The sequence below is a fragment of the Arcobacter defluvii genome (genome assembly GCF_013201725.1).
GTDB lineage: Bacteria > Campylobacterota > Campylobacteria > Campylobacterales > Arcobacteraceae > Aliarcobacter > Aliarcobacter defluvii.
The window spans coordinates 1,320,373-1,342,312 of the sequence record NZ_CP053835.1; the positions used below are offsets into that span (position 1 = coordinate 1,320,373).

The window sequence follows — 21,940 nt, forward strand, 5'->3', positions numbered from 1 at the left end:
TTATTGGTTAATTAGTATATAATAATTTAAGTTTTTTATTTAGGGATTTTTATGAATAGGATATTAAGTTTAGATTTGGGTGTTACATCATGTGGATTTAGTGTTTTAGATGAAGTTGAAACTAATCAATATTCTCTTATAGATTATGGTGTTGTTATGAGAGACAATCCAAATGAAGGTGGTACTCAAAGTGATTGGAAAGCTTATATTCAGCAACGAAAATTAAAAGATAAGAAAAAACAAAGAGTGAAAGATTTAAAAGACATATTCAAATCTTTTAATTTAAATTTTGTAGAAAAAAACTATAGTAATCTTTGGGAGCTAAGAGCTAAAGATAGTTTTGAAAGAAAACTACAAATAGATGAACTATTTGCTATATTTAGATATTTAGCAAAACATCGTGGTTATAAATCTTTAAAAATGGAAGACTTAATTGCTGAGATTGAGTCACAAGAAAAGATAGGCAACTGTGAAAGTGATGATGTTATAGAACCTAATAGTGAAGAATTTACAGAAACATTAGCATATCTTGATGCTTTAAAGTGTAAGTTCAAAGAGAAAACAGTAGCTCAAATTATCTACGATATTGAGTCACAAAAAGAAAATCCAAATTTTAGAAACCATAACAACTACAAATATATGATAAGAAGAGAAGATACTAAAGATGAGATTGAGAAGATAGTTGAAGCTCAAAAACTGTTCGGATTTTTTAAAGATGAAAAAGAAGCAGAAAATTTTAAAAATAGTATTATAGATGAAATTATCCCACAAGACCCTGTATTACTAAATCCAAATCTTATAAATAATTGCTTGATTTATAAAGAAGAAAAATCTGCTCCAATCTACTCATATAGTTTTGATATTTTTAATTTTTATAAACATATAAATGATTTAAAAATAGGAAATAAAAATGCTACAAATGAACAAAAAGAGATATTAACCAATGATTTTGAACTCAAACTAAAGGAGTTGAAAAATATCTCATCTTATACCATTAAAGGTATAAAAGAGTTACTTGATATAAAAGATGATATAAAAATATCTGGACTTCGCGAAACAAAGATAGTTAAAGGAAAAAGTGTAGATAATTATTTGGTAAAATTTAACTTTTTAGCACATTGGGCAAAGTTTGATAAAGAGATTGTAGTAGCTTTAAAAGATAAAATAAATTATTTTGACAAAATAGCTACAATATTTCATATCAATATAAATCCAAATGCTTTAATTGAAGGGTTTAGTAAATATTTTAAAGAAAACAATCTCTTTTTTGAAGAGGAAAAGATTAAAAACTTTGCTTTATCTCTTTACAAAAATAAAGTTAAAGGAACTTCGGCTTATTCATTTAAAGCATTAAATGATTTGATAGTGCATATGAAAGATGGTAAAAATGAAAGTGATGCAAAAGAGATTTTAGGGGTAAGTAAAAGTGAAGATTATTCATCTTTTGAGAAAAGCATAAAGTATTTAAAACCAATAGATAAAAATGGAACACTCCGATATGAGATAGATGAAAATAGTATCTCAAACCATGTAGTAAAATCGCTTATTTCTTGGGCTTGTAGAATTATTATAGATTTACATGAAAAGTATGGTTCTTTTGATATGATAAAACTCGAATCAACTAGAGAACTTTCACAACCTGATGAGAAAAAAAGGGAGATAAAAAGTGCAAATGATAGAATACAAAAAGAGTGGGAAGATTTAAAAGATAGATATAAAAGTCATTTTGAAGCATTGGGCTTAAATATGGGCAATAATAAAGAGTATCTTTTAAAAATAAAGCTTTGGGAACAGCAAGGAGAAATAGGGATATATTCAGGGCAAAGTCTTGGGATAGTTGATATCCTTAGTGATAAAACGGAGATAGAGCATATTGTACCAAGAGAGTGTGGTGGGGCAAATGCTGAATACAATAAAGCAATAGATACAAAAAATGAAAATGCTATAAAAGCTAGAAGATTGCCATTGGATTATCTTGTTGAAGAAAAAAGAGAAGTTTTTTTACAAAATATAGATGAACTAAAAAATAGTAAAAAAATAAACTTTAAAAAATGGTTGAATTTAAAAGCACAAACTTTAGATGAAACTTTTAAAGAGGTAAAAGATGATGTAAGTATGCATGCTACTAGTTATACGGAAAAACTATTGGGTGAGATTTTAAAAAGATATTATCCATTTACAGATAAACAAAAAGAGAACCAAAAAGTGATGCATATCTCTGGTCGAGCAACTTCATATTTAAGAAAAATATTAAGTATAGAAAATAAAAGTAGAGGTACAAATTTTCACCATGCAGAAGATGCGATTTTAATAGCTTGTATGAGTAAATCTTATCTTCAAAATATCTCAACAAATTTTGAAAAAAACTATGAGCTAACACGTGAAAATGCAAAAGATAACTTTAAAAAAATAGTACCCTTCATAAATGGTGCAAATCCAAATGAGATATTTAGTTATTTGCAAAAAAGCTATACACAAGATATAGAGGAAAATCCATTTTATACAAATGTGATAGATAATACTCTAAGGATTCCTGCATTTTGGGTGTCTAAAAAACCTATAGGAACAAAAGCTCACAATGAAACTATTCAATCTAAAAAGAACTTAGCTTATCGTGTTAATATAGATAGTTTACTTGAAAGGGTAAAGCCAAATCACAAAATGAGTGCTGAGAGTTTTTTTGAACAATACAATAAAGAAATCTTAGAAAAAATTCAAGTTTTTAAAGATAATCCAAAAGATTTTACAGCTCAAGCATTTATAAAAAAAAGGGATAATATCATTCAGTTATTACAAGAAGCAAATTTTATAACATCAAAAGATGAAAAAGCAGATATAGATAAAAAGCTAAGAGATGAGATGAAAAAACCTATTGAAGATGTAAATGGCAATACTATAAGAAGAGTAAAAAGAGTTGGAGAAGATGCAACCATTGAGGTACGAAATGGTCTTGCATATACTGCACCATCATTGGTTTGTTTACGATGTAGTTTTGATGAGCCTAAATTACAACTTCAAAGAATAGATATAAGAAGTCATGTTCAAAATAGAAATAAAAATGATACACAAATAGATATATTTAATAATGACTTGATTGAAATATATGTTATTAAATCTAAAAAAATTGAATATAAAGCTATAGGAGTATTAAAGGGATTTACAGAAAGTAAAGGTGGAAGAGCAAATTTAAGAAATCCAAAATATCCACTTCTAAAAGACAAACAACCTAAATTATTTCAAGGAGAATTTTCTATAGGTTCAACTTGCGGTATCAAAAAATACAAAACTGATGCAAGTGGTAGAGTTCTTGGATTTTATTATTTAGGTAGAGTTTTAGAAGGTGATAAAGAAGTGTTTTCAAAAGTAGTGACATATAGGAAGATGTGATGGGTTTTCAATCTTTATTTATAACAAATCCTTGTAAAATAAGTATCAAAGATGATAACCTAGTGATAAGTAATGACGATGGACATTTTAAAGTTATATTGGATAACTTAGTCTCAATCGTTATTGAAACTACACAAGCTACTATTACCACTTATGCTATCTCAAGATTAGCTGAGGAGGGTGTAAGTATTTTATATGTGGATAAAAAATATAATTTAAATGCTATAACCCTACCTTTTCATACTCATTCAACTTTTTCAAAGATAGTACACTCTCAAATAGATATCTCAAAACCTTTTCAAAAGAAACTTTGGCAAGAACTGATAAAACAAAAAATTTATAATCAAGCGAGTGTATTGGAGTATTTTAAAAAAGAAAAAGAAGCAAATGAACTTTATACTTATATTGACTATGTAAAATCAGGCGATAGTGACAATGTTGAAGCAAAAGCTGCAAAGGTGTATTGGAGCAGTTTATTTGATAATTTTGTAAGGATTCAAAAAGGAGCAGAAGATGTGCGAAATGCATCTTTAAACTACTGTTATGCCGTGGTAAGAAGTGCGGTTGCTAGATCTATTACAAATGCAGGGCTTATGCCATCATTTGGAGTACACCATAAAAACTACTTTAATCCCTTTAATCTTGCAGATGATTTAATAGAGCCTTTTCGTCCTTTTGTTGATTTGCATATAAAACAAACCCTTATAAAATATAATGAGCCAGTTTTAATCTCTGCAATGAAACCTGAATATGTAAATATATTAAACCTTGAATATGTCAATATACAAAACAATATAAGTGCTGTAAGAGTTGCTATAGATACAGTTGTGCAATTGGTACAAAAATCAATTTTACAAAAAGATATAAGCTTTTTGGTTTTACCAAAAATTGATTTTCAAAGATATGAAGATGAGTGCGTATAGATTTATGTGGTTGATGATAATGTTTGATATGCCTACAGATACTAAAAAGGCAAAGAAAAAATATAGATATCTTAGAACAAAACTTTTAAAAGAGGGATATATTATGATGCAGTTTTCTATTTATATTCGCTCATTTCACTCTTATGAATCAGCACTCAATGGGAAAAAGAAAATAAAAGATTTTATAGCATCTAATACTGTTAAAGGGAAGATAAGAATTATAGTATTTACTGATAAACAGTTTGCAAATATGGATATAATAGTTGGTACAAAAAGTGAAGAAGAAAAAAATGCGCCAAAACAGCTATTGCTGTTTTGACCATTCAAAATCTCCTTTGAAAAATCAAAGGATTATTTTAAGTCCCCATAAGAAACTTTTAGTTTCACAAACCCCTTTGTGATAAAACTTCTAAATATTAGCTAAAAAAAGCTCAAATTGTCAATATTTTTTTAACTAAAACTAGGTAAAAGCCTATGAATAAGGCTATCTCAAGACACCCATTTTATCACAAAGGGGTTTGTAGGGGTCTTAAAACTCTGTTACTATATCAGTTACATCTGTATCTATTTTATCACAAAGGGGTTTGTAGGGGTCTTAAAACCTAAAAGTCTTTGTGCAACACTTGTCATTTATTTTATCACAAAGGGGTTTGTAGGGGTCTTAAAACGCTTTAATAGTTATGTCTCCAACTGCATCAATTTTATCACAAAGGGGTTTGTAGGGGTCTTAAAACATATAACCAATAAGCACAATTCTCTTTTTTATTTTATCACAAAGGGGTTTGTAGGGGTCTTAAAACAAAACTGGTACAAGTTCAATTGAAGATACAATTTTATCACAAAGGGGTTTGTAGGGGTCTTAAAACCGAACAAAAGTAGTCGGGGTGAGTGTATTTATTTTATCACAAAGGGGTTTGTAGGGGTCTTAAAACCAAGCATTCTTTATTATTTCTAACGGTGAAATTTTATCACAAAGGGGTTTGTAGGGGTCTTAAAACTGTAAACAGGTGACAAATATCTATAAGCTCATTTTATCACAAAGGGGTTTGTAGGGGTCTTAAAACATGAGTTCAATAGAAAAAGTTAAGTTTTCAATTTTATCACAAAGGGGTTTGTAGGGGTCTTAAAACTTAGATTTATTATCTTATCTTGGTGTTATTATTTTATCACAAAGGGGTTTGTAGGGGTCTTAAAACTAAGTTCGTATTGTCAAATGAGGGAAAATTATTTTATCACAAAGGGGTTTGTAGGGGTCTTAAAACAAGGAACTACTACAAGAGCAAAGAAAAGAGATTTTATCACAAAGGGGTTTGTAGGGGTCTTAAAACTAACAAAGCCCTGTAGTTCCTGCAACTAACATTTTATCACAAAGGGGTTTGTAGGGGTCTTAAAACTAATATCTTGTTCTAGAGCTTTAACCTGTTATTTTATCACAAAGGGGTTTGTAGGGGTCTTAAAACCCACCTTTTGAAAGTGGAACTTTAGGATATATTTTATCACAAAGGGGTTTGTAGGGGTCTTAAAACACTAAGTTATCAGCATAAGAGTAGTAGTTAATTTTATCACAAAGGGGTTTGTAGGGGTCTTAAAACTGACTCTTGTAATGATTCTAATTTAACTTATTTTATCACAAAGGGGTTTGTAGGGGTCTTAAAACACTTTTGATGGGAATGCGAGTACAGTTTCTATTTTATCACAAAGGGGTTTGTAGGGGTCTTAAAACTACTCATAAGTTCTTAAAATATTCCATTACATTTTATCACAAAGGGGTTTGTAGGGGTCTTAAAACAAAGCCCAAGTTCTTTAAGTCCTTTTGAATATTTTATCACAAAGGGGTTTGTAGGGGTCTTAAAACACTGTTTTGATATTTGTTCCACTTACTAATATTTTATCACAAAGGGGTTTGTAGGGGTCTTAAAACACTGTTTTGATATTTGTTCCACTTACTAATATTTTATCACAAAGGGGTTTGTAGGGGTCTTAAAACAAAGTCATTGGATTTGTATTCTTTTGCATTATTTTATCACAAAGGGGTTTGTAGAGGTCTTAAAACACAAGTGCACTTGCACTCATCCACTCCGTTATTTTATCACAAAGGGGTTTGTAGGGGTCTTAAAACTACTCATAAGTTCTTAAAATATTCCATTACATTTTATCACAAAGGGGTTTGTAGGGGTCTTAAAACGAGTTGGTGCGGGAGTATTTGATAGATTAGATTTTATCACAAAGGGGTTTGTAGGGGTCTTAAAATAAAGAGGTTCAAGATGTTACAGGTTCTTGAACTTTTCGTATATTCAAGTCATCATTTCATGTCTTATTTTCTGTTGACAGATCAATTTTAACTTGACGTTTTTTCAAGTGATTTAGCTTTTTTTAATTATTCGTTTTAATTTTCACTACTATTTGCAATTCTTTTTCTTTCTGTCATAATCTTTAAAGCTAAAGTTTTATCAATTTTTATTCTAAAAGTATCGTGAATAGTACTAATAACTTTTGAGGCTAAATACAAAGATGTAATAACGGCTCCAACTGTTCCAATACCAGCTACCCAAGTTCCAATCATAATCCAAAATGTTGATGTTTCTATACTCATTTAAAACCTCTTATTATTTAATTTTCGCAAAAGGATTAATAAACTCTAACTTATCTAACTCACTATTGTATGAAAGCAATATGGTCTTACTAAAAATAAATTCATTTGGTATTTCCTTTACTTCATTATTATTGTACTTCTCTAAAAACATTAAAAATGAAGTTATTGTATTAGTATATTCTTGATTTGTAATTTCTTTAGGTATTAATAGTTTAAATCTGTTACCATTATTCGCCTCTGCCATAATAGAAAAATCTAATGAATATTTACCCGATTTGTCTTTAAGTTTATTAGGAGAAGAACTTGACGGAATTAAAACTCTTTTAGCAACATTATCTCCGAAAAAACAATCTTTTAAGTCAAGTAACCCTTTTTTTAATAATTGATAATGGTCTTTTCCCATCTCTGATAAAAAACTGTTAAAGTATGGTTTTGCAAGATATATAACTACTGCAGTAGCCATTAGCCATTCAACACCCATTTTTGGTTGAGATGGCACTTCTTCCATTGTAATAGAAATACCATTTTTATTTACTGTAGTAACAAAATCATTAAGTATTTTCTTTTCCCTATCAGTTTCATAAATAATAAAAATATTAGATTCTTTCATCAATTAACCTTTTTAATTTGAATATATAATAATTCCGATATTTTTTTAAATAATTTTAGATAACAAACCCGACGTTTTTTAATTCATTAATTAATAACCCATATATAAGGGCTTTAGTTTATAAAGTAATTATTTGTAATGTATCTGTTCTACATAAGTAAAGTAGGTTATCTTAGTAGTAAGCTTTTTAGCTATTTTATTCTATACAATTATCTAATTAAAATCAGTAGTTAAAATACTTGAATCATAAAATCCATTTTCATTTAGTTTATTTGATTTGTTTTTTAAAGCAATACTCTTATTTGATAAATAAAAAGATTTAGCATTTTCATTAGAAATATTTGAGAAGTTCCCATAATCTTGTATTGCCTCATAACTAACCATTATTCTAAGTTTTTCATTTCTATCTATTATTATAAATTGTCCAGATGAAGAATCTCTTCCTACTTGTATATCAGTCATTTTTTCCCTTATTAATAAATTGCACTTATTTTATTTAAAATATTGTTATTTATTATCAAGTGATTAAGAAATATGATCTGTCAGGACGTAAAACTCTAAACAGCCTCTTTCTCAACCTCTAAGTTTTGGAATAAAATTAGAAAATCTCACTTATTGGCTTTATAACCTTTATGTAGAAATATAATTTGTTTAAAAAAGTGTTCAAGAAGTAGAATCTAAAAATTCTCTCAAACCCTTAGGATTTTTAGAACAACAAAAATCATTTTTTAAGTCATAAATTAAAAAACTCATTTAATTCGCTTTCAAACAATATTGCCAACTATGAAATAGTTAAATACCAATTTCTTAAGCTTTATTTTTGTACCAGCTTTAATTTGTTCAAGTGCATCTGTTAAATTAAGTGTTTAATTTATTGTTCAATCCTTTAGAATAAATTCTATCAGATTGACACAAAATTTCTAGCACACCCAAGCTAAAAGCTGTACTTTTTTAATTTTTCTACTTATTTAAATATTTAGAATCTATCTTTTAGATTCTTATAAATTTTATCTTTTTCCCTTTTTCCAACACTCAATACTAAAACAACAATTTCTTCATCTTTAACTTGATAAGCAAGTCTATATCCAGCAGTTTTTAGTTTTATTTTATAAACATTTTCATATCCACTTAGTTTATCTTTTTCTACTTTTGGATTTTCTAGTCTTTCTTCTAATTTCTTTTTAAATTGTTCTTTTATTGTTGAGCCTAATTTAGTCCACTCTTTTAAAGCTTGAGGTTTAAATTCAAGATTATAAGTCATCTAAACTTACTTTAACTGGTTTTTCACCATCATTTAAAGCTTTTCCAACTTCTAATGACAAATGATAATCATCTATAATATCCATCATTTTTTCATAAAGTTTACTTGGAACTAAATAAGCACTAGGGATATTATGATTTAATATTGCTATAACTTCATTATCTGCTTCATTTAGTAATTGTGTAGGAGATTTTTTAAGTTCTGTTATACTTGCACTATAATTTGCTAAAATTGGTTGCATTTTATATCCTTAATTAAATATGAAATATTATACTAAATATAGTATCTTTCTGTCAATATACTCAACAAACAATAGGACAAGCAAAAACAAAAAAAGCCATAAATGAAACAATATCTTTCATATGTGAAAAAGAAAATATAAATTTTAATTGGATACAAACAGGTAAAGGTGAAATATTTATTGATGAAAGTAATTCACATTTTCTTCAAAATGAAGAAAATATTTATATAAATAAATCATTTCAAGAAGAAATAATAAATGATATTCAAAAACTTTCTTCAAAACGACAAGAATATTATTATCAACAAATAAAGGCAGATGTATTAAAAGAAGAGTTAGAAAACAAGTATAATATAAGTGATGATAAATGAATGATTTATTTTTTTTAATTACTCATAAGATTCTTGATTAATATGTTCATATTGACACAATATTAATTATGTGATAGAATCTCTCTATGAAACAAAGGTTTCCTTTTTTCAGGAGTGATGACTTGAATAGAGAGAATCATAAGTGGGTAGAGCCTAACAGCTTTACCTTTTTTTATACTTAGAATTTGATATAAAATATTGACCTGGTACAATTACAATCTAAGTTATTTTAAAGTTCTATTAGAAAGATTTAAGCTAGAAAGAGTTAATATTCTTTATTAAGATAAAAGAAGATGTACTTTCAATAAAGCTAAAAGGTTTTATTGAGAGTACCCACTTCTCACAAAACCATCGGAATGAACGACTTGTATCGTTTTTGGGATGAAAACTCTCGATAACCGTAAAATGTGGCAGTTTTTGGTCTGCTACTTTTTTATTGTCTAAAAAGTGTTTTAAAAGATAATATTTTAGATTTAATAACTCTTAAAGCTACCATTCTAACTACTCCATCATCAAACTTTTTTCTGAATACTAAACTAACATCAGTTTGTCCAGTTTGAGTATTTCTTGTTAGGCTCTTTTCAATACTACTAAAACTATTCAATATTTCAGGAATTTTGCTCAAGTAATATAAGTCTTCTTCATGTTTATTTTTTACATGTCTTATATACTCTTCTTGAATTATAAATTTATATGTACAAATATCAAGTTTTGTATGTTTTTTTATAGACTTACAAGCTTCTTCTTTAATTTTTAACTCAAAAATTTCTGTTGTGGTATTACTTGTAAGAGCAAAATCTATAAATTCATTGAGATTCAAAACATTTCCTAATTTTTAATTTGTAGAATACTAACTTAATAATTTTTAATTTTTTCTTTCCAGTTCGTATTGAAAATTTAAAAATTGGGTACGATTCTTCTCCGAAGTAAAGGTTTCCTTTTTTCAGGAGGAATGACCTGAATAGAGGTAATCATAAAAAGGTGTAGTTTTATAGCTTTAGCTCTTTTTTTAGTAAGATAGTTGATATTTCATCAATGAGAGGCAGGGGAGTGCTAAAAATATAAATTCAATACTTATCACTTTATACGTAGCTACTTAAGTTAATTATGTCTTGACATATATAATTTTATTATATATAATACTTATCTGATTAGATGTATTTATGTAAATCTGATTGAGTTTCTATCTCAAAGTATAAGTTTTATATTTGAAGATGGAAACATTTTACATAGGCGTGAAGTGGGGTCGACTAGTACTAGTAATGGTTAGTCCTAGATGACTTTCAACTGTTATCGTCTTACTTTGTTTTAATATAAAATTTTGAAAGGATTCTAAATATGGCAGTAGTACATTTAAATAATAGTGCTAAAGCAGAAAGTAGCGTAAGAGTTTCTGGTATTGATGCAAAAAAAGTTTCTGCTATATTAATAGATGAAACTAAAAAGATTACAAAAGGTAATTTAAATTTTCTTAAATCAGTTACTGCATCTCTAAAAAACTATAAATAAATGCCTCTAAAAATTACACAAATTAGTAATTACACTAGAGGTGAATTTAAAAAAATCATAAAAGATATTAATATTTCTGTTGAGCCTTTAAAAAACTATCTTAGTTCTATGGCACATAAACATACAGTAGATGGATGTTTTATTACTTATTTACTGGAAGATATTCGAGATAATGATAGTACAGTGTTAGGATATATATCATTTTCAAATACAGTAATTGATAGTGATTGTGAAGAAGCAAAAAATTTGTTAAATGTTAGTAATGGGATGAAATATCCTATCCCAACATTAAAAATAACAAGACTTGCCGTTGCTGATGATTTTCAAGGTCAAAAATTAGGTAAGTTATTAATAGCTTTTGCCGAAATAAAAGCTTTTATTCAACAAGAATCTACAGGTTGTAAAGCTCTCGTTGTTGATTCAAAAAATGCAGCAATTGATTTCTATAAAAATGCGAATTTTATTCCAATTGAGAATTATTCAGATGATGATTCAATAATATTTATGATAAAAAAGATATCTACTATAAAAGAATTAAAAAAAGAAGAATTATTTGATGAAACTATTGAAAATTATAATGAAATTTGTAAATTATGTAATTTAGATACTGAATCAAATTTTTTAAATAATTTAATACAATAACTTTTATTTTAAAGTATCAAAAACTTTTTTAATTCCTTGTGCTGCAACTTTTTGTTGAACTTTTGCATATCTTCTTGTGGGTCTTGTAGAACTGTGTCCTAATATAGCTGCTACAACTTCCATACTATTATCTGTGTTATTTAAAGATATTTCTCCAATTAAATGTCTTAAATCATGTATTCTCATACTTTTATTAATATTTGCTTCTTTAAGTATTCTATCCCAAGCCCATCTAAGATTTTTTATTTTTGCACCTGTTACTAAAGATTTAAATACATATCCATCTTTATCTTCTATATTTATAAAGATATTATAGAGCTCATCAGTCATTTCATAACTCATATTCTTTTTTGCTTTGTTTATTTCATATTTAATAGTATAAGTTCTTTTTTCAAAATCTATCATATCCCAAGTTAAATTTAAAACTTCTCCAGTTCTTCTTCCATGTAATAAAAAAGTAAATATGTCTTTATATAAAGGTTCTTTAAAATTTATTATTGTATTGAATAATCTTTTTGATTCTACAAAATCTAAAGGATATTCTCTTGTATTATCATATTTTGGTTTATCAACTAAAATTACAGGATTATTTGTTGTAATCTTGTGTTTAATCGCAAATTTGAAAAGAGCTGATAAATCTGCAAGATAATTATCAACACTTTTGGGAGATTTTGTTTTTAATAGATCATTTGCAAATTGTTGTATATTATATGTTTGAATAGTATTTATTTTTAAATTGTCAAATTTTGTTTTGAAATGACAATTATATACACTCTTTTTATTGATCAATGTTTTTTGAGATACAGATTTAGAATTAATTAGATGTTCTAAGTACAGTTCCCATAGCTGCTTAAATGTTAAATCTTTTTTTATGTAAGTGTTATTTTCAATCTCATTTTTCATCGATTCTTTTTTTAAAAAAGCAATTTTTGCATTTGTTTTAAATTCATCATTTTCATAACCAATTATTTTTCTATATTTCTTTTTATTGATTGTAAATGTTGCTAAAAATACTTTACCTTTTTGACTATCACTATAGTAACTTATTCCAGGATAATTAGTCTTTGTTGTTTTTGGTATTGCCAAAGGTGTCCTTTTAGGTGTCTTTTTTAAATGTAAATTAATGTAAATTTATAAGTTGTATATTATAGTATATGAACTTATAAATACCATAAAATAGGCTTTTTTAGTAAGAATTGGAAGTTTATGTAAATATAATACATAAAGATTTCCTCCAGAACACGCATGTTCGAATCATGCTGGGGTCGCCATATACCAAAATAATCTCATAAAACCATATTAAATAAATTATAATCAATTGAAAATGAATTTGTTATTTTTAACTAACTTAATAATTAGGAAATGAATTTTAGGATAATATTGTATAACTTAAAGAAATAGTAGGAATAAATATGGATTTAACTGTACTTATCGGAATAATTGGTGCTATTGCATCTATTTCCATTGGTGACTTATTAGAAGGTGGAAATCCTGCCCATGTAATTCATATCACTTCATTAATAATTGTTATTCCAACAGCATTATTTGCAGCAGCAGCAGCTTGTGAAGCTTCAGCAATAAAAGCAGCCTATCTTGAATTAAAAATGGTTTTCATAAAATTACCAGTTGATTATGAATCACGAATAGATGAATTGGTTGAATATTCTATTTTAGTTAAGAAAAATGGTGTACTATCTTTAGAAAAATATCTTCAAGATATAGATGATGAATTTTTAAAAGAAGCGATGAATATGGTCGTTGATGGTTCTAAAGAAGAGCAGATAGAAGAATCTTTAGATGTAATTATTGATGAAACAGAACATTATTATCATAGTGCTTCACATTATTGGATTTTAGCAGCAGAAACTTCTCCTACGATTGGATTAATAGGTGCTGTTTTAGGACTTATTTTAGCTTTACAAAGATTAGACAATCCAGCAGAAATGGCAGCAGGTATTGCAGGTGCATTTACAGCTACTGTAACAGGAATTGCATCTTCTTATATTTTCTTCGGTCCTTGGGGAAATAAAATGAGAGCAAAAGCTCGTATGATTATCAAAGAAAAAGAGCTTATTTTATATGCAGCAAGAGCAATTGTAAGAGGTGATGCTCCTGGAGAATTGAAACTTAAGCTGACAAAAATGGTAACAGTAATGCCTCTAAAAGGTTGATTTATGGCAAGAAAAAAACGTACAAAATGTGATTGTCCATCAGGTGAAAAATGGGCTGTTCCTTATGCAGATTTCTTAAGTTTATTACTTGCTTTATTTATTGCTCTTTATGCATTGGCTTCTGTAAATATTGAGAAACAAAAGGCATTAAAAGAAGAATTCTTTAAAATATTTAATTTAAATGTCGATACAAGTTCACTAATAGATAGAGAAAAAATATCAAAAGCATTAGCAGAAAAAGATGCAAATATGGATGATGCAAAAGATACATTTGTACAAATAAATGCAAAATTAAATGATTTAGAAAGTAAAAATGCAAATGATGGAGATTTACAAGAAAAAATAAATGGAACTTTGATGTCAATTCCTGCACAGTTATTATTTGATGATGGAAAAGCTGAGATAAAAGGTGAAGGTTCTTCTTCATTTTTTACAAGATTAGCCAAAATTATTTCTGTTTTACCTAAAGACACACAAATTAATGTAAAAGGTTATGCAGAAGATTATGAAATAAGAGGCTCAAAATATAAAGATGCTTTAGATTTATCAACTGCAAGAGCAAATAATGTTATAAGAGAATTATTAAAATATGGCGTATCTGCAGAAAAATTATATTCAAGTGGATTTGGTTCAACTCAATCAGGTTGGAAAGAAAAAAAATCTGTTGAATTTGAATTTAAAACTTCAAAAGAGTTTGCAAAAGAACAAAGTATTGAAGATATATTAAAAGAGAATTAAAATTTTAAGATAAGAGTTTTAGAGGAAATTATTTTGGAAGAAAAATCACTAATTTCATATTTTTATGGTTTTTTTGTAGTTTGGTTTGTTGCAACTATTTTACTTTATCTTTACGGAGGTTTTTTTGCTGTTTATCAAGGTACAGTTTTATCTGTACTTGAATTGTCGCTTTCTTTTGATAATGCAGTTGTAAATGCAACAATTTTAGCAACAATGGCTGTTATTTGGAGAAAAAGATTTCTTATTTGGGGTATGATTATTGCTGTATTTGGAGTAAGATTTATTTTCCCTATCTTAATAGTTTATTTCTCAACTTCAATGGGAATAATAGATTCTTTTAATCTTTCTATAACTAATCCAGATGAATATGAAAAAATTATTCAAAGTTCTCATCATGTAATTATGTCTTTTGGTGGAATGTTTTTATTAATGCTCTTTTTAAAATTTCTTTTCAATGAAAATAAAGATTTATACTGGATAAAATTTATAGAAAAATTTGCAAGTAAAATATCAAAAAAGGGTGATATAAAAATTATTTTCATTCTATTTCTAATGTTAGGAATTACATATATAGCACCAAATAATGTTGTAATGGGTGATAGTATGATTGCTGTAAATAAAATTGAGATTTTAGCACCGATGTTAATAGGATTAATAGCTTTTTATTTAATAGAGTTTTTTAAGAGTTTTATGGAAACAAATAGTGATAAAAATTCTAATATTACTCAAGTAAGTGGTGGATTTATCTCATTTATATATCTTGAAACTATTGATATGTCTTTTTCTTTAGATGGAGTTTTAGGAGCATTTGCTGTTACTCAAAATATTATAATAATTATGCTAGGTTTAGGCATTGGTGCAATGGCTGTTAGATCTTTAACTATTTATATGGTAGATAAAGATGTTGTATCAAAATATATTTATCTTGAGCATGGTGCAATGTGGTCTATTGGTTTTTTAGCACTTTCTATGATAGTTCAAATTTTTTATCATCTACCTTCGATGCTTGTAACTACCTTTGCTATAGTTCCAATTTCTTTAGCCTTTATTCAATCTATTTATAAAAATAGAGAATTTATTTTAGATTCTAAGGATTAATTTTTATTTTATAGAGTTATTTTATATAAATGAAGCAATATTAGACTATAAATATAGCACTATAAAACAATAAACTTATCACAAAATAAGAAGACCTATTTTCTAAAATAAAATACAATACATTTTTAAAATACTTAGAAAAATTGTTGTTAAAATAACAAAATTTTTTAGCAACAACTACAAAAACACAAAAGGAAACAAATGCTAAAAATATTTTTAGGATTATTTTTAACTATAGTGCATCTATTTGCAAATAGTTCAGAATCTAGTGAATCTTTCCCTGACCTTACAATGACTTGGGTAGGAATAAGTTCTCTTTTTATATTTGTTATTGGTTACTACTTTATAGCAGCTGAAGATAAATATCATGTTGATAAAGCTAAACCAGCTTTATTTATTGGAACATTTATGTTTATGTTAATTGGTTTATATTATGTATTAAATGACTTAGATATAAATATTTTAAGTAATGATATGAATCATTTGATTTTAGAAATTGCAGGGATTTTCTTCTTCTTATATGTTGCTATGACTTATATTGAAACATTAATTTCAATGGGAGTATTTGATAGATTAAAATATAATCTTATTTCAAAAGGTTATACATATAGAAAACTGTTTTGGATTACAGGATTTTTAGCATTTTTTATCTCTCCTGTTGCAGATAATTTAACTACGGCACTTATTTTATCAACAGTTTTAATTACAATAGATAGAAATAAAAAAGAATTTTTAGTTCCAGGTGCAATTAATATTGTTGTTGCAGCAAATGCAGGAGGTGCTTGGTCTCCATTTGGTGATATTACAACACTTATGGTTTGGACAGCAGGAAAAGGTGATTTTACTGATTTCTTTTATTTATTTCCATCAGCATTCTTAGGATTTCTAGTAACTGCGATACTATTATCTTCTTTTGTTCCAAATTCAAAACCTCAATTTGATGCTTCAAAAGAGAAAAAACCAGAATTAATGACAGGTGCAACTGTAGTAATTGCTCTTGGGATTTTAACAATTATTTTAGCTGTAATTTCTCATCAAGTTTTCCATTTCCCTGCAATGTGGGGTATGTTATTTGGTTTAGCATTACTTAAACTTTATACAATTAGAATTATCAAAAAATATAATAGTCCTTTAAATATTTTCCATGCAATAGCAAAAATAGAGAATAATACGTTACTTTTCTTTTTTGGTATTTTAGCTGCTGTTGGAGCTTTATATTTTATTGGATGGTTACATTTGGCAGTTGTTGTTTATGAACCTGATATGTTAGGTGCATCTTGGGCAAATATTGCAGTTGGATTTTTATCTGCTTTTGTAGATAATGTTCCAGTAATGAGTGCTGTTTTAAAAGCTAATCCTCAAATGGGATTAGATCAATGGATGTTAGTTACATTAACAGCTGGAATTGGTGGTTCTTTAATCTCTTTTGGATCAGCAGCTGGTGTTGGTGTTATGGGAAAAATGGCTGGAATTTATACTTTTGCTAGTCATATGAAATATGCATGGACAGTATTTTTAGGGTATGTTGTTTCTGTTGCTATTTGGTATTTTCAATATGAAATGTTAGGAATTAAACATTACTAATATTGATAAAAGATATAGGTTCTCCTATATCTTTTATTTGTTTATATTATTTTTTAATAGTAATTTTACTTCTATTATTTCATCTCTTAATTTTTTTATTTCATCGTGTATATGTGATTCATTTGAATGAACCTCATTTATAATATTATCTTCTTCATCTTTATTTAGAATCGCCATTGCATCTACGATAATAGCTACAACTAGATTTATCATTACAAAAGTAACAACAAAAATAAATGGTACAAAGAAAATCCAAGCATAAGGATAAACTTCCATTATTGGTCTTACTATTCCCATAGACCAAGATTCCAAAGTCATTATTTGGAAAAGTGTGTAAAAAGATTCTCCTAAAGTTCCAAACCATTGTGGGAAACTTTGCGCAAAAAGATGAGTTGACATAATTGCAAATACATAAAAAAATAGAGTCATTAAAGCAACTACACTTAACATTCCCGGAATTACACTAATTAATGCTGTCACAATTTTTCTCATTTGAGGAACAACAGTTATTAATCTAAATAATCTAAGAACTCTTAAAACTCTTAATATTTCAAAACCTGGATTTAAAGGAATCAATGAAATAGCAACTATTGTAAAATCAAATATACTCCAAGAATCTTTGAAAAAAGATACTCTATGAACATAAATTCTAAGTATTATTTCTATTGTAAAAATAGTAATAACCATTTGATTAAACAATGAAGTATAAGTTTCAAAACTAGACATAAAATCTTTTGAAGTTTCTAAACCCATTGTTATACCATTTATAATGATTAAATAAGTAATAAATTTTGAGAAAAAACTACTTTCAATGAAAATTTTAATTTTGTTATACATATCACTCCCAAATTAAGTTAAAATTTTTTTGCAATCATAACCAAAAATTTGTAAAGAAAATATGTATTAAAATTTAAATAGTTTTATTTTTCAGTTCTCTTATAATCTCTTTTATTCTAAATGAGATATAATTATCTAAAATTTGATGATCTTGTTCATCTAATTTAAACTTTAAAAGTATTTTTTCTCCATCAACTGTGTAAAACATCTCTTTAACAAAAGCATTAGTTCTAATGATATAATTTGGATTATTTGCAATCTTATTATTAATATGGCAATTTATAGCAATTTTTGCATTTGAATGAATCTTTAATTCGGGATTTAGTTCTTTTGAAATACATAATACGTGATCAATAGAAATATTTATAATATCAACTTTTATAAGTTTATTATTTATTTCAATGATAACATTTGAATTCTTTTTAGGATCAACTCTTGGTTTTTTTCTGTGATGAACATAGGAATCTATAAGATTGTTGTACATCAAATCTATTTCATTTTTTTCATAATCAAAAAATTTTGTAATAGTTAATATTTCAACACCTAAATGTTTAGAAGAGATAACTACATGATCATTTATTTTTATAGTTTTTAATTGAGTATTATCAATTTTTATTTTGATTATTTCATCATTAAAATCCAAAATTTCAGCAGCTCGAATAATTGCTATTCCTTTAAAATGATTGACTAATTTAATATTTGGTTGCTCATCTTTTAAAAATTTTAAACAATCAATTACATCAAATTTATTTTTATTTTCATTAAATTTATTACTATTATTCATCAAAAGTTTTTTAACAGAAACTTTTAAAAAATCTTTTAAATCTTGTTCATTACTATTACAACACATAAAACCTGTAATATTATATTTAAAACATTTCATTAAAATATCATAATCAACATATTTAGAAAATATAATTACTTTTATCAATGGATTTATTACATGCACATCTTTTACAAATAAAAATGTAGATTCAATATCATAAATATCATTGTCAAATAATAAAATATCAAAATTATTACTATCTAATTCTGATAAAAACTTTTTTTGACAATCATATATTTTTATTTCTTTGAAAATTGAATAAAGATAATCACCATATTTGTTTGTTATTGAATTGTCTTTTTCAATAATAACCAAATTTAATTTCTTTGTGAAGTATGTTAGTAAAAAAACATTTAACACTAAATTTCCTAAAGTTAGATTTTATTAATATTAAATTTTAACTTTTTTTAGTGAACTTTTAATTGATTTAAATCAATAGATTATTTTTGATTTATTGCATAAACCTTTATATTGAGGATATAAATCAATATTTTTAAGAAATTTACTAGGTGTTTCATTGCAAAATGATTTAAATTCTCTAATAAAATGTGATTGGTCAGAAAAGTTATATTCTAAAGCTAATTCACAATATTCAAGATTGAATTGTCTAAATTTCATATATTCTAAAACAGAATAAAATCTTCCTAATCTACTTAAATTTTGTGGAGTTAATCCTGTATAATTTTTTACTTTTCTCTCTATTTGTCGAATTGATAAATTTTGAGAATGAAAAAAATCATCTAAATTTCCATTTTTGTAAAGAATACTTAAGTTATAAATTAGCTCGTCTGGATAAAAATTATTTCTAGTAAATAAATTAGTTAAGAAATTATTTATTTCTAAATATAACTTTAAATCATCATTTTTAATTTCATAAAGTTTTTCTAATATAGTTCTATCAAAATTTATTGAAATATCATCAAAAGTATAAACTTTATTTTTAAATTCATTTACTGGAAAATTAAAAAGTTTAAAAAAAACACTTGGTTTTAATTGAATATCAATAACTTTTATATTATTTGACATACTTATTTTGTATGGTTTATAAATCGGAGGAACAATATAAATACCATTAGTTAATATACTATCAAAATATTCATTTCCATGGCTAAAATCAATTATACCTTCAAATACCATTAAAATAGTTGCACATCCATCAGGTATAAAAATTGTATCTAAAAAATTTTTGCCTGTTCCATTTGCTTCTAAAAACCAATATACTTTTATCCATTGTTCTAATTTGCAGTTTGGTATAAACATTTTAGACGAGTACATTTTTAATCCTTTCTTTATAATATTAATAAGAATGTATTCTAATATAAATAAAAAATTAACTTTCTATAAGAATGTTTAAAAAATTTATATAAAAAATAAAAATTAATTATTAAATTGTTAAAAATGTCGTTTTTATACTATATTTAATAATTAGTAACAATGTACTTTATATATGTATATAATTTATACATATATGTCGTTCTTTTTCTATACTAAAATCTTTATTATAACTATAATTCCTCTAATCAATTTAAATTGATTTATATAAAAAAGGAGGAAAATAGTATTGAAAACTACATATTTAAATTCAATATGGAAAATAAGTATGGGATTTTTAATGTCAGCGGCAGCTCTTTACGGTAATGAATTCCAAGAGGGTAAAAATATCATTGAAACAAAATGTGTTTCTTGTCATACAGGAAATATAAATGTAGGTTTAAGTCGTATAGAAGGACAAAGAAAAACCCCTGAAGGATGGTATATGACAATTTATAGAATGAAAAATCATGGCTTGTCAATAACAGATAGGGAAATCAAGTTTGCTGTTAAATATTTATCAGATATTCAAGGATTAAATTATCAAGAAACAATTCCTTATAGATACATTTTGGAACAAACACCAAATTATCAAGAAAAATACAGTACTCCATTATTGACTGAAACATGTGCAAGATGTCATAGCGAAGCAAGAATAGGTATCCAAAGAAGAAATTTTACTGAATGGACAAAATTGGTAGATTTTCATATTGGTCAATTTCCTACATTAGAATTTCAAGCTTTATCAAGAGATAGAGATTGGGTTAATATTGCAAAAAATGAAGTTGTTCCATATTTATCAGAAAATTTTGGAAATGACAAAAAATTTGAACTAAAAGCAATTGATTTTGAAGGTAGTTGGACTCTATTTGGACATAAACTTGGTGATGGTGATTTTAGTGCAACTTTAAAATTAACAAAAACATCTAAAGATAATTATAGTTTAACATTAGATGGAAATTTTGTTGATGGTAGAGAGCTTAAAGCAACAGGAAATGCAATTGTTTATAGTGGATATGAATTTAGAGCTAAATTAGATGTAAATGGTATTTCATATAATCAAATATTTGCAGTAAATCCACAAACTTTACAATTAGCTGGAAGTATGTTTGAAACTTTACATCATGAAGAATATTCTTTTGTAAAAGGTGCAAAAAATAGTGATAAAGAAACTTCAATTTTAGGTGTTTCACCAATTTCAGTAAAAGCTGGTAATAGCAAGACAATAACAATTATTGGAAATAATTTAGATAAAAATATCAAATTATCAAATGGTTTAAAAATCAATAAAGTAGTTGAAAAATCATCAAATAAAGTAGTTTTAGATGTGACTGCTAGTTCAAAATATGATGTAAAACAAATTGATTTGATTTTTGATTCTAAAACATTTGAAAAAGAGTTAGTAGTTTATAAAAAGATTGATGCTTTAAAAATAGTTCCAGATTATGCAATTTCAAGAGTTGGTGATGGTGGTGGCGCTATGCCAAAACAATATGCAAACTTTGAAGCAATTGGATTATTAGCAGGTACTGATGGAAAAATTGGAACGTCTGATGATATAAGTATTGGAAAAGTAAACGCAAAATGGAATATAGAGGCTTTTGATGAAAGAGCTATTGAAGATGAAGATGTTAAATATGTAGGAAAAATTGATGCATTTAGTGGGAAATTTACTCCATCATTTGCTGGACCAAATCCTTTACGAAAATTTAGTACAAATAATGCTGGAAATATAAAAGTTGTAGCAACTTATAAAGATGGTGTTGAAACATATAAAGCAGATTCTCATATGATGGTTACAGTTCAAAAATGGGTAAATCCTCCAATTAATTAGGAGT

At 26.5% G+C, this 21,940-nt stretch carries 20 protein-coding genes and 1 CRISPR repeat array; of the genes, 10 read left to right on the top strand and 10 right to left on the bottom strand.

Going from position 1 to position 21,940, the window contains the following annotated elements:
- The first annotated feature begins 51 nt into the window (after positions 1-51).
- From cas9 to cas2, 3 genes are read left to right on the top strand one after another with little or no spacing between them, the layout of a single operon-like run.
- Positions 52-3,387 (top strand): type II CRISPR RNA-guided endonuclease Cas9, encoded by a 3,336-nt coding sequence (gene cas9 / locus ADFLV_RS06710; protein ID WP_129012218.1) that lies wholly within the window; start codon positions 52-54, stop codon positions 3,385-3,387.
- The gene (cas1, locus tag ADFLV_RS06715; RefSeq protein ID WP_129012217.1) at positions 3,387-4,310 is read left to right on the top strand and encodes a type II CRISPR-associated endonuclease Cas1; all 924 of its coding nucleotides are present in this window, start codon (positions 3,387-3,389) and stop codon (positions 4,308-4,310) included. Before cas9 ends, cas1 begins: the two co-directional genes overlap by 1 nt.
- Positions 4,297-4,629, top strand: a complete 333-nt coding sequence (gene cas2, locus ADFLV_RS06720; protein ID WP_164968555.1) for a CRISPR-associated endonuclease Cas2 — start codon at positions 4,297-4,299, stop codon at positions 4,627-4,629. Before cas1 ends, cas2 begins: the two co-directional genes overlap by 14 nt.
- A 181-nt stretch (positions 4,630-4,810) precedes the next feature.
- Positions 4,811-6,561: a CRISPR direct-repeat array (repeat unit 36 nt; unit sequence ATTTTATCACAAAGGGGTTTGTAGGGGTCTTAAAAC).
- Positions 6,562-6,696: 135 nt separating this feature from the next.
- Here cas2 and ADFLV_RS06725 read toward each other — a convergent pair.
- From ADFLV_RS06725 to ADFLV_RS06750, 6 genes are all read right to left on the bottom strand, one after another.
- Complete coding sequence (locus ADFLV_RS06725; RefSeq protein WP_129012215.1) at positions 6,697-6,903, bottom strand: hypothetical protein; 207 nt, start codon at positions 6,901-6,903, stop codon at positions 6,697-6,699.
- 13 nt (positions 6,904-6,916) lie between these two features.
- Entirely contained in the window at positions 6,917-7,513 is a 597-nt protein-coding gene (locus tag ADFLV_RS06730; RefSeq protein ID WP_129012214.1) for a hypothetical protein, read from the bottom strand.
- Between the two features lie 213 nt (positions 7,514-7,726).
- Positions 7,727-7,975, bottom strand: a complete 249-nt coding sequence (locus ADFLV_RS06735) for a hypothetical protein (protein ID WP_129012213.1) — start codon at positions 7,973-7,975, stop codon at positions 7,727-7,729.
- A gap of 514 nt (positions 7,976-8,489) precedes the next feature.
- The gene (locus ADFLV_RS06740; protein ID WP_046997415.1) at positions 8,490-8,774 is read right to left on the bottom strand and encodes a type II toxin-antitoxin system RelE family toxin; all 285 of its coding nucleotides are present in this window, start codon (positions 8,772-8,774) and stop codon (positions 8,490-8,492) included.
- Positions 8,764-9,015 (bottom strand): type II toxin-antitoxin system Phd/YefM family antitoxin, encoded by a 252-nt coding sequence (locus ADFLV_RS06745; RefSeq protein WP_014468874.1) that lies wholly within the window; start codon positions 9,013-9,015, stop codon positions 8,764-8,766. Before ADFLV_RS06745 ends, ADFLV_RS06740 begins: the two co-directional genes overlap by 11 nt.
- An 804-nt stretch (positions 9,016-9,819) precedes the next feature.
- A complete protein-coding gene (locus ADFLV_RS06750; protein WP_129012212.1) occupies positions 9,820-10,206 on the bottom strand; it encodes a PBECR3 domain-containing polyvalent protein in 387 nt (128 codons plus the stop codon).
- A gap of 518 nt (positions 10,207-10,724) precedes the next feature.
- On the opposite strand from ADFLV_RS06750, the gene ADFLV_RS06755 reads away from it, so the two are divergent.
- Together ADFLV_RS06755 and ADFLV_RS06760 are read left to right on the top strand one after the other, a co-directional pair.
- Positions 10,725-10,895: a hypothetical protein gene (locus ADFLV_RS06755; RefSeq protein ID WP_164968554.1), complete on the top strand. Its 171-nt coding sequence runs from the start codon at positions 10,725-10,727 to the stop codon at positions 10,893-10,895.
- Positions 10,896-11,537, top strand: coding sequence for a GNAT family N-acetyltransferase (locus ADFLV_RS06760; protein WP_129012211.1), 642 nt, complete (start codon positions 10,896-10,898; stop codon positions 11,535-11,537).
- 3 nt (positions 11,538-11,540) lie between these two features.
- Here ADFLV_RS06760 and ADFLV_RS06765 read toward each other — a convergent pair whose 3' ends face one another.
- Positions 11,541-12,623, bottom strand: a complete 1,083-nt coding sequence (locus tag ADFLV_RS06765) for a tyrosine-type recombinase/integrase (RefSeq protein WP_172658766.1) — start codon at positions 12,621-12,623, stop codon at positions 11,541-11,543.
- 326 nt (positions 12,624-12,949) lie between these two features.
- Here ADFLV_RS06765 and motA point away from each other — a divergent pair, with 326 nt between their 5' ends.
- The 4 genes from motA (at position 12,950) to nhaD (ending at position 17,128) form a co-directional block, all read left to right on the top strand.
- The gene (gene motA, locus ADFLV_RS06770) at positions 12,950-13,708 is read left to right on the top strand and encodes a flagellar motor stator protein MotA (protein WP_129011549.1); all 759 of its coding nucleotides are present in this window, start codon (positions 12,950-12,952) and stop codon (positions 13,706-13,708) included.
- Between the two features lie 3 nt (positions 13,709-13,711).
- Positions 13,712-14,446, top strand: coding sequence for a flagellar motor protein MotB (motB, locus tag ADFLV_RS06775; protein WP_129011548.1), 735 nt, complete (start codon positions 13,712-13,714; stop codon positions 14,444-14,446).
- A 33-nt stretch (positions 14,447-14,479) separates the two neighbouring features.
- On the top strand, positions 14,480-15,544 hold the full coding sequence (locus ADFLV_RS06780; RefSeq protein WP_129011547.1) for a DUF475 domain-containing protein: 1,065 nt from the start codon (positions 14,480-14,482) through the stop codon (positions 15,542-15,544).
- A 201-nt stretch (positions 15,545-15,745) separates the two neighbouring features.
- Entirely contained in the window at positions 15,746-17,128 is a 1,383-nt protein-coding gene (nhaD, locus tag ADFLV_RS06785) for a sodium:proton antiporter NhaD (RefSeq protein ID WP_014474052.1), read from the top strand.
- A 33-nt stretch (positions 17,129-17,161) separates the two neighbouring features.
- On the opposite strand, the gene ADFLV_RS06790 is transcribed toward nhaD, so the two are convergent.
- The 3 genes from ADFLV_RS06790 to ADFLV_RS06800 form a co-directional block, all read right to left on the bottom strand.
- Positions 17,162-17,965 (bottom strand): ion transporter, encoded by an 804-nt coding sequence (locus ADFLV_RS06790; protein ID WP_129011546.1) that lies wholly within the window; start codon positions 17,963-17,965, stop codon positions 17,162-17,164.
- 73 nt (positions 17,966-18,038) lie between these two features.
- A complete protein-coding gene (locus ADFLV_RS06795; RefSeq protein ID WP_129011545.1) occupies positions 18,039-19,151 on the bottom strand; it encodes a hypothetical protein in 1,113 nt (370 codons plus the stop codon).
- A 72-nt stretch (positions 19,152-19,223) separates the two neighbouring features.
- Positions 19,224-20,066 (bottom strand): DUF6597 domain-containing transcriptional factor, encoded by an 843-nt coding sequence (locus ADFLV_RS06800; protein WP_129011544.1) that lies wholly within the window; start codon positions 20,064-20,066, stop codon positions 19,224-19,226.
- Between the two features lie 286 nt (positions 20,067-20,352).
- Here ADFLV_RS06800 and peaA point away from each other — a divergent pair, with 286 nt between their 5' ends.
- The gene (peaA, locus tag ADFLV_RS06805; RefSeq protein ID WP_228712393.1) at positions 20,353-21,936 is read left to right on the top strand and encodes a quinohemoprotein amine dehydrogenase subunit alpha; all 1,584 of its coding nucleotides are present in this window, start codon (positions 20,353-20,355) and stop codon (positions 21,934-21,936) included.
- Positions 21,937-21,940: the final 4 nt, after the last annotated feature.

Bases quoted from the DNA above. Each gene is read 5' to 3' on its own strand.
- cas9 (WP_129012218.1), top strand. From the start codon at position 52: ATGAATAGGATATTAAGTTTAGATTTGGGTGTTACATCATGTGGATTT.
- cas1 (WP_129012217.1), top strand. From the start codon at position 3,387: ATGGGTTTTCAATCTTTATTTATAACAAATCCTTGTAAAATAAGTATC.
- cas2 (WP_164968555.1), top strand. From the start codon at position 4,297: ATGAGTGCGTATAGATTTATGTGGTTGATGATAATGTTTGATATGCCT.
- ADFLV_RS06725 (WP_129012215.1), bottom strand. From the start codon at position 6,903: ATGAGTATAGAAACATCAACATTTTGGATTATGATTGGAACTTGGGTA.
- ADFLV_RS06730 (WP_129012214.1), bottom strand. From the start codon at position 7,513: ATGAAAGAATCTAATATTTTTATTATTTATGAAACTGATAGGGAAAAG.
- ADFLV_RS06735 (WP_129012213.1), bottom strand. From the start codon at position 7,975: ATGACTGATATACAAGTAGGAAGAGATTCTTCATCTGGACAATTTATA.
- ADFLV_RS06740 (WP_046997415.1), bottom strand. From the start codon at position 8,774: ATGACTTATAATCTTGAATTTAAACCTCAAGCTTTAAAAGAGTGGACT.
- ADFLV_RS06745 (WP_014468874.1), bottom strand. From the start codon at position 9,015: ATGCAACCAATTTTAGCAAATTATAGTGCAAGTATAACAGAACTTAAA.
- ADFLV_RS06755 (WP_164968554.1), top strand. From the start codon at position 10,725: ATGGCAGTAGTACATTTAAATAATAGTGCTAAAGCAGAAAGTAGCGTA.
- ADFLV_RS06760 (WP_129012211.1), top strand. From the start codon at position 10,896: ATGCCTCTAAAAATTACACAAATTAGTAATTACACTAGAGGTGAATTT.
- motA (WP_129011549.1), top strand. From the start codon at position 12,950: ATGGATTTAACTGTACTTATCGGAATAATTGGTGCTATTGCATCTATT.
- motB (WP_129011548.1), top strand. From the start codon at position 13,712: ATGGCAAGAAAAAAACGTACAAAATGTGATTGTCCATCAGGTGAAAAA.
- nhaD (WP_014474052.1), top strand. From the start codon at position 15,746: ATGCTAAAAATATTTTTAGGATTATTTTTAACTATAGTGCATCTATTT.
- ADFLV_RS06790 (WP_129011546.1), bottom strand. From the start codon at position 17,965: ATGTATAACAAAATTAAAATTTTCATTGAAAGTAGTTTTTTCTCAAAA.
- ADFLV_RS06800 (WP_129011544.1), bottom strand. From the start codon at position 20,066: ATGTACTCGTCTAAAATGTTTATACCAAACTGCAAATTAGAACAATGG.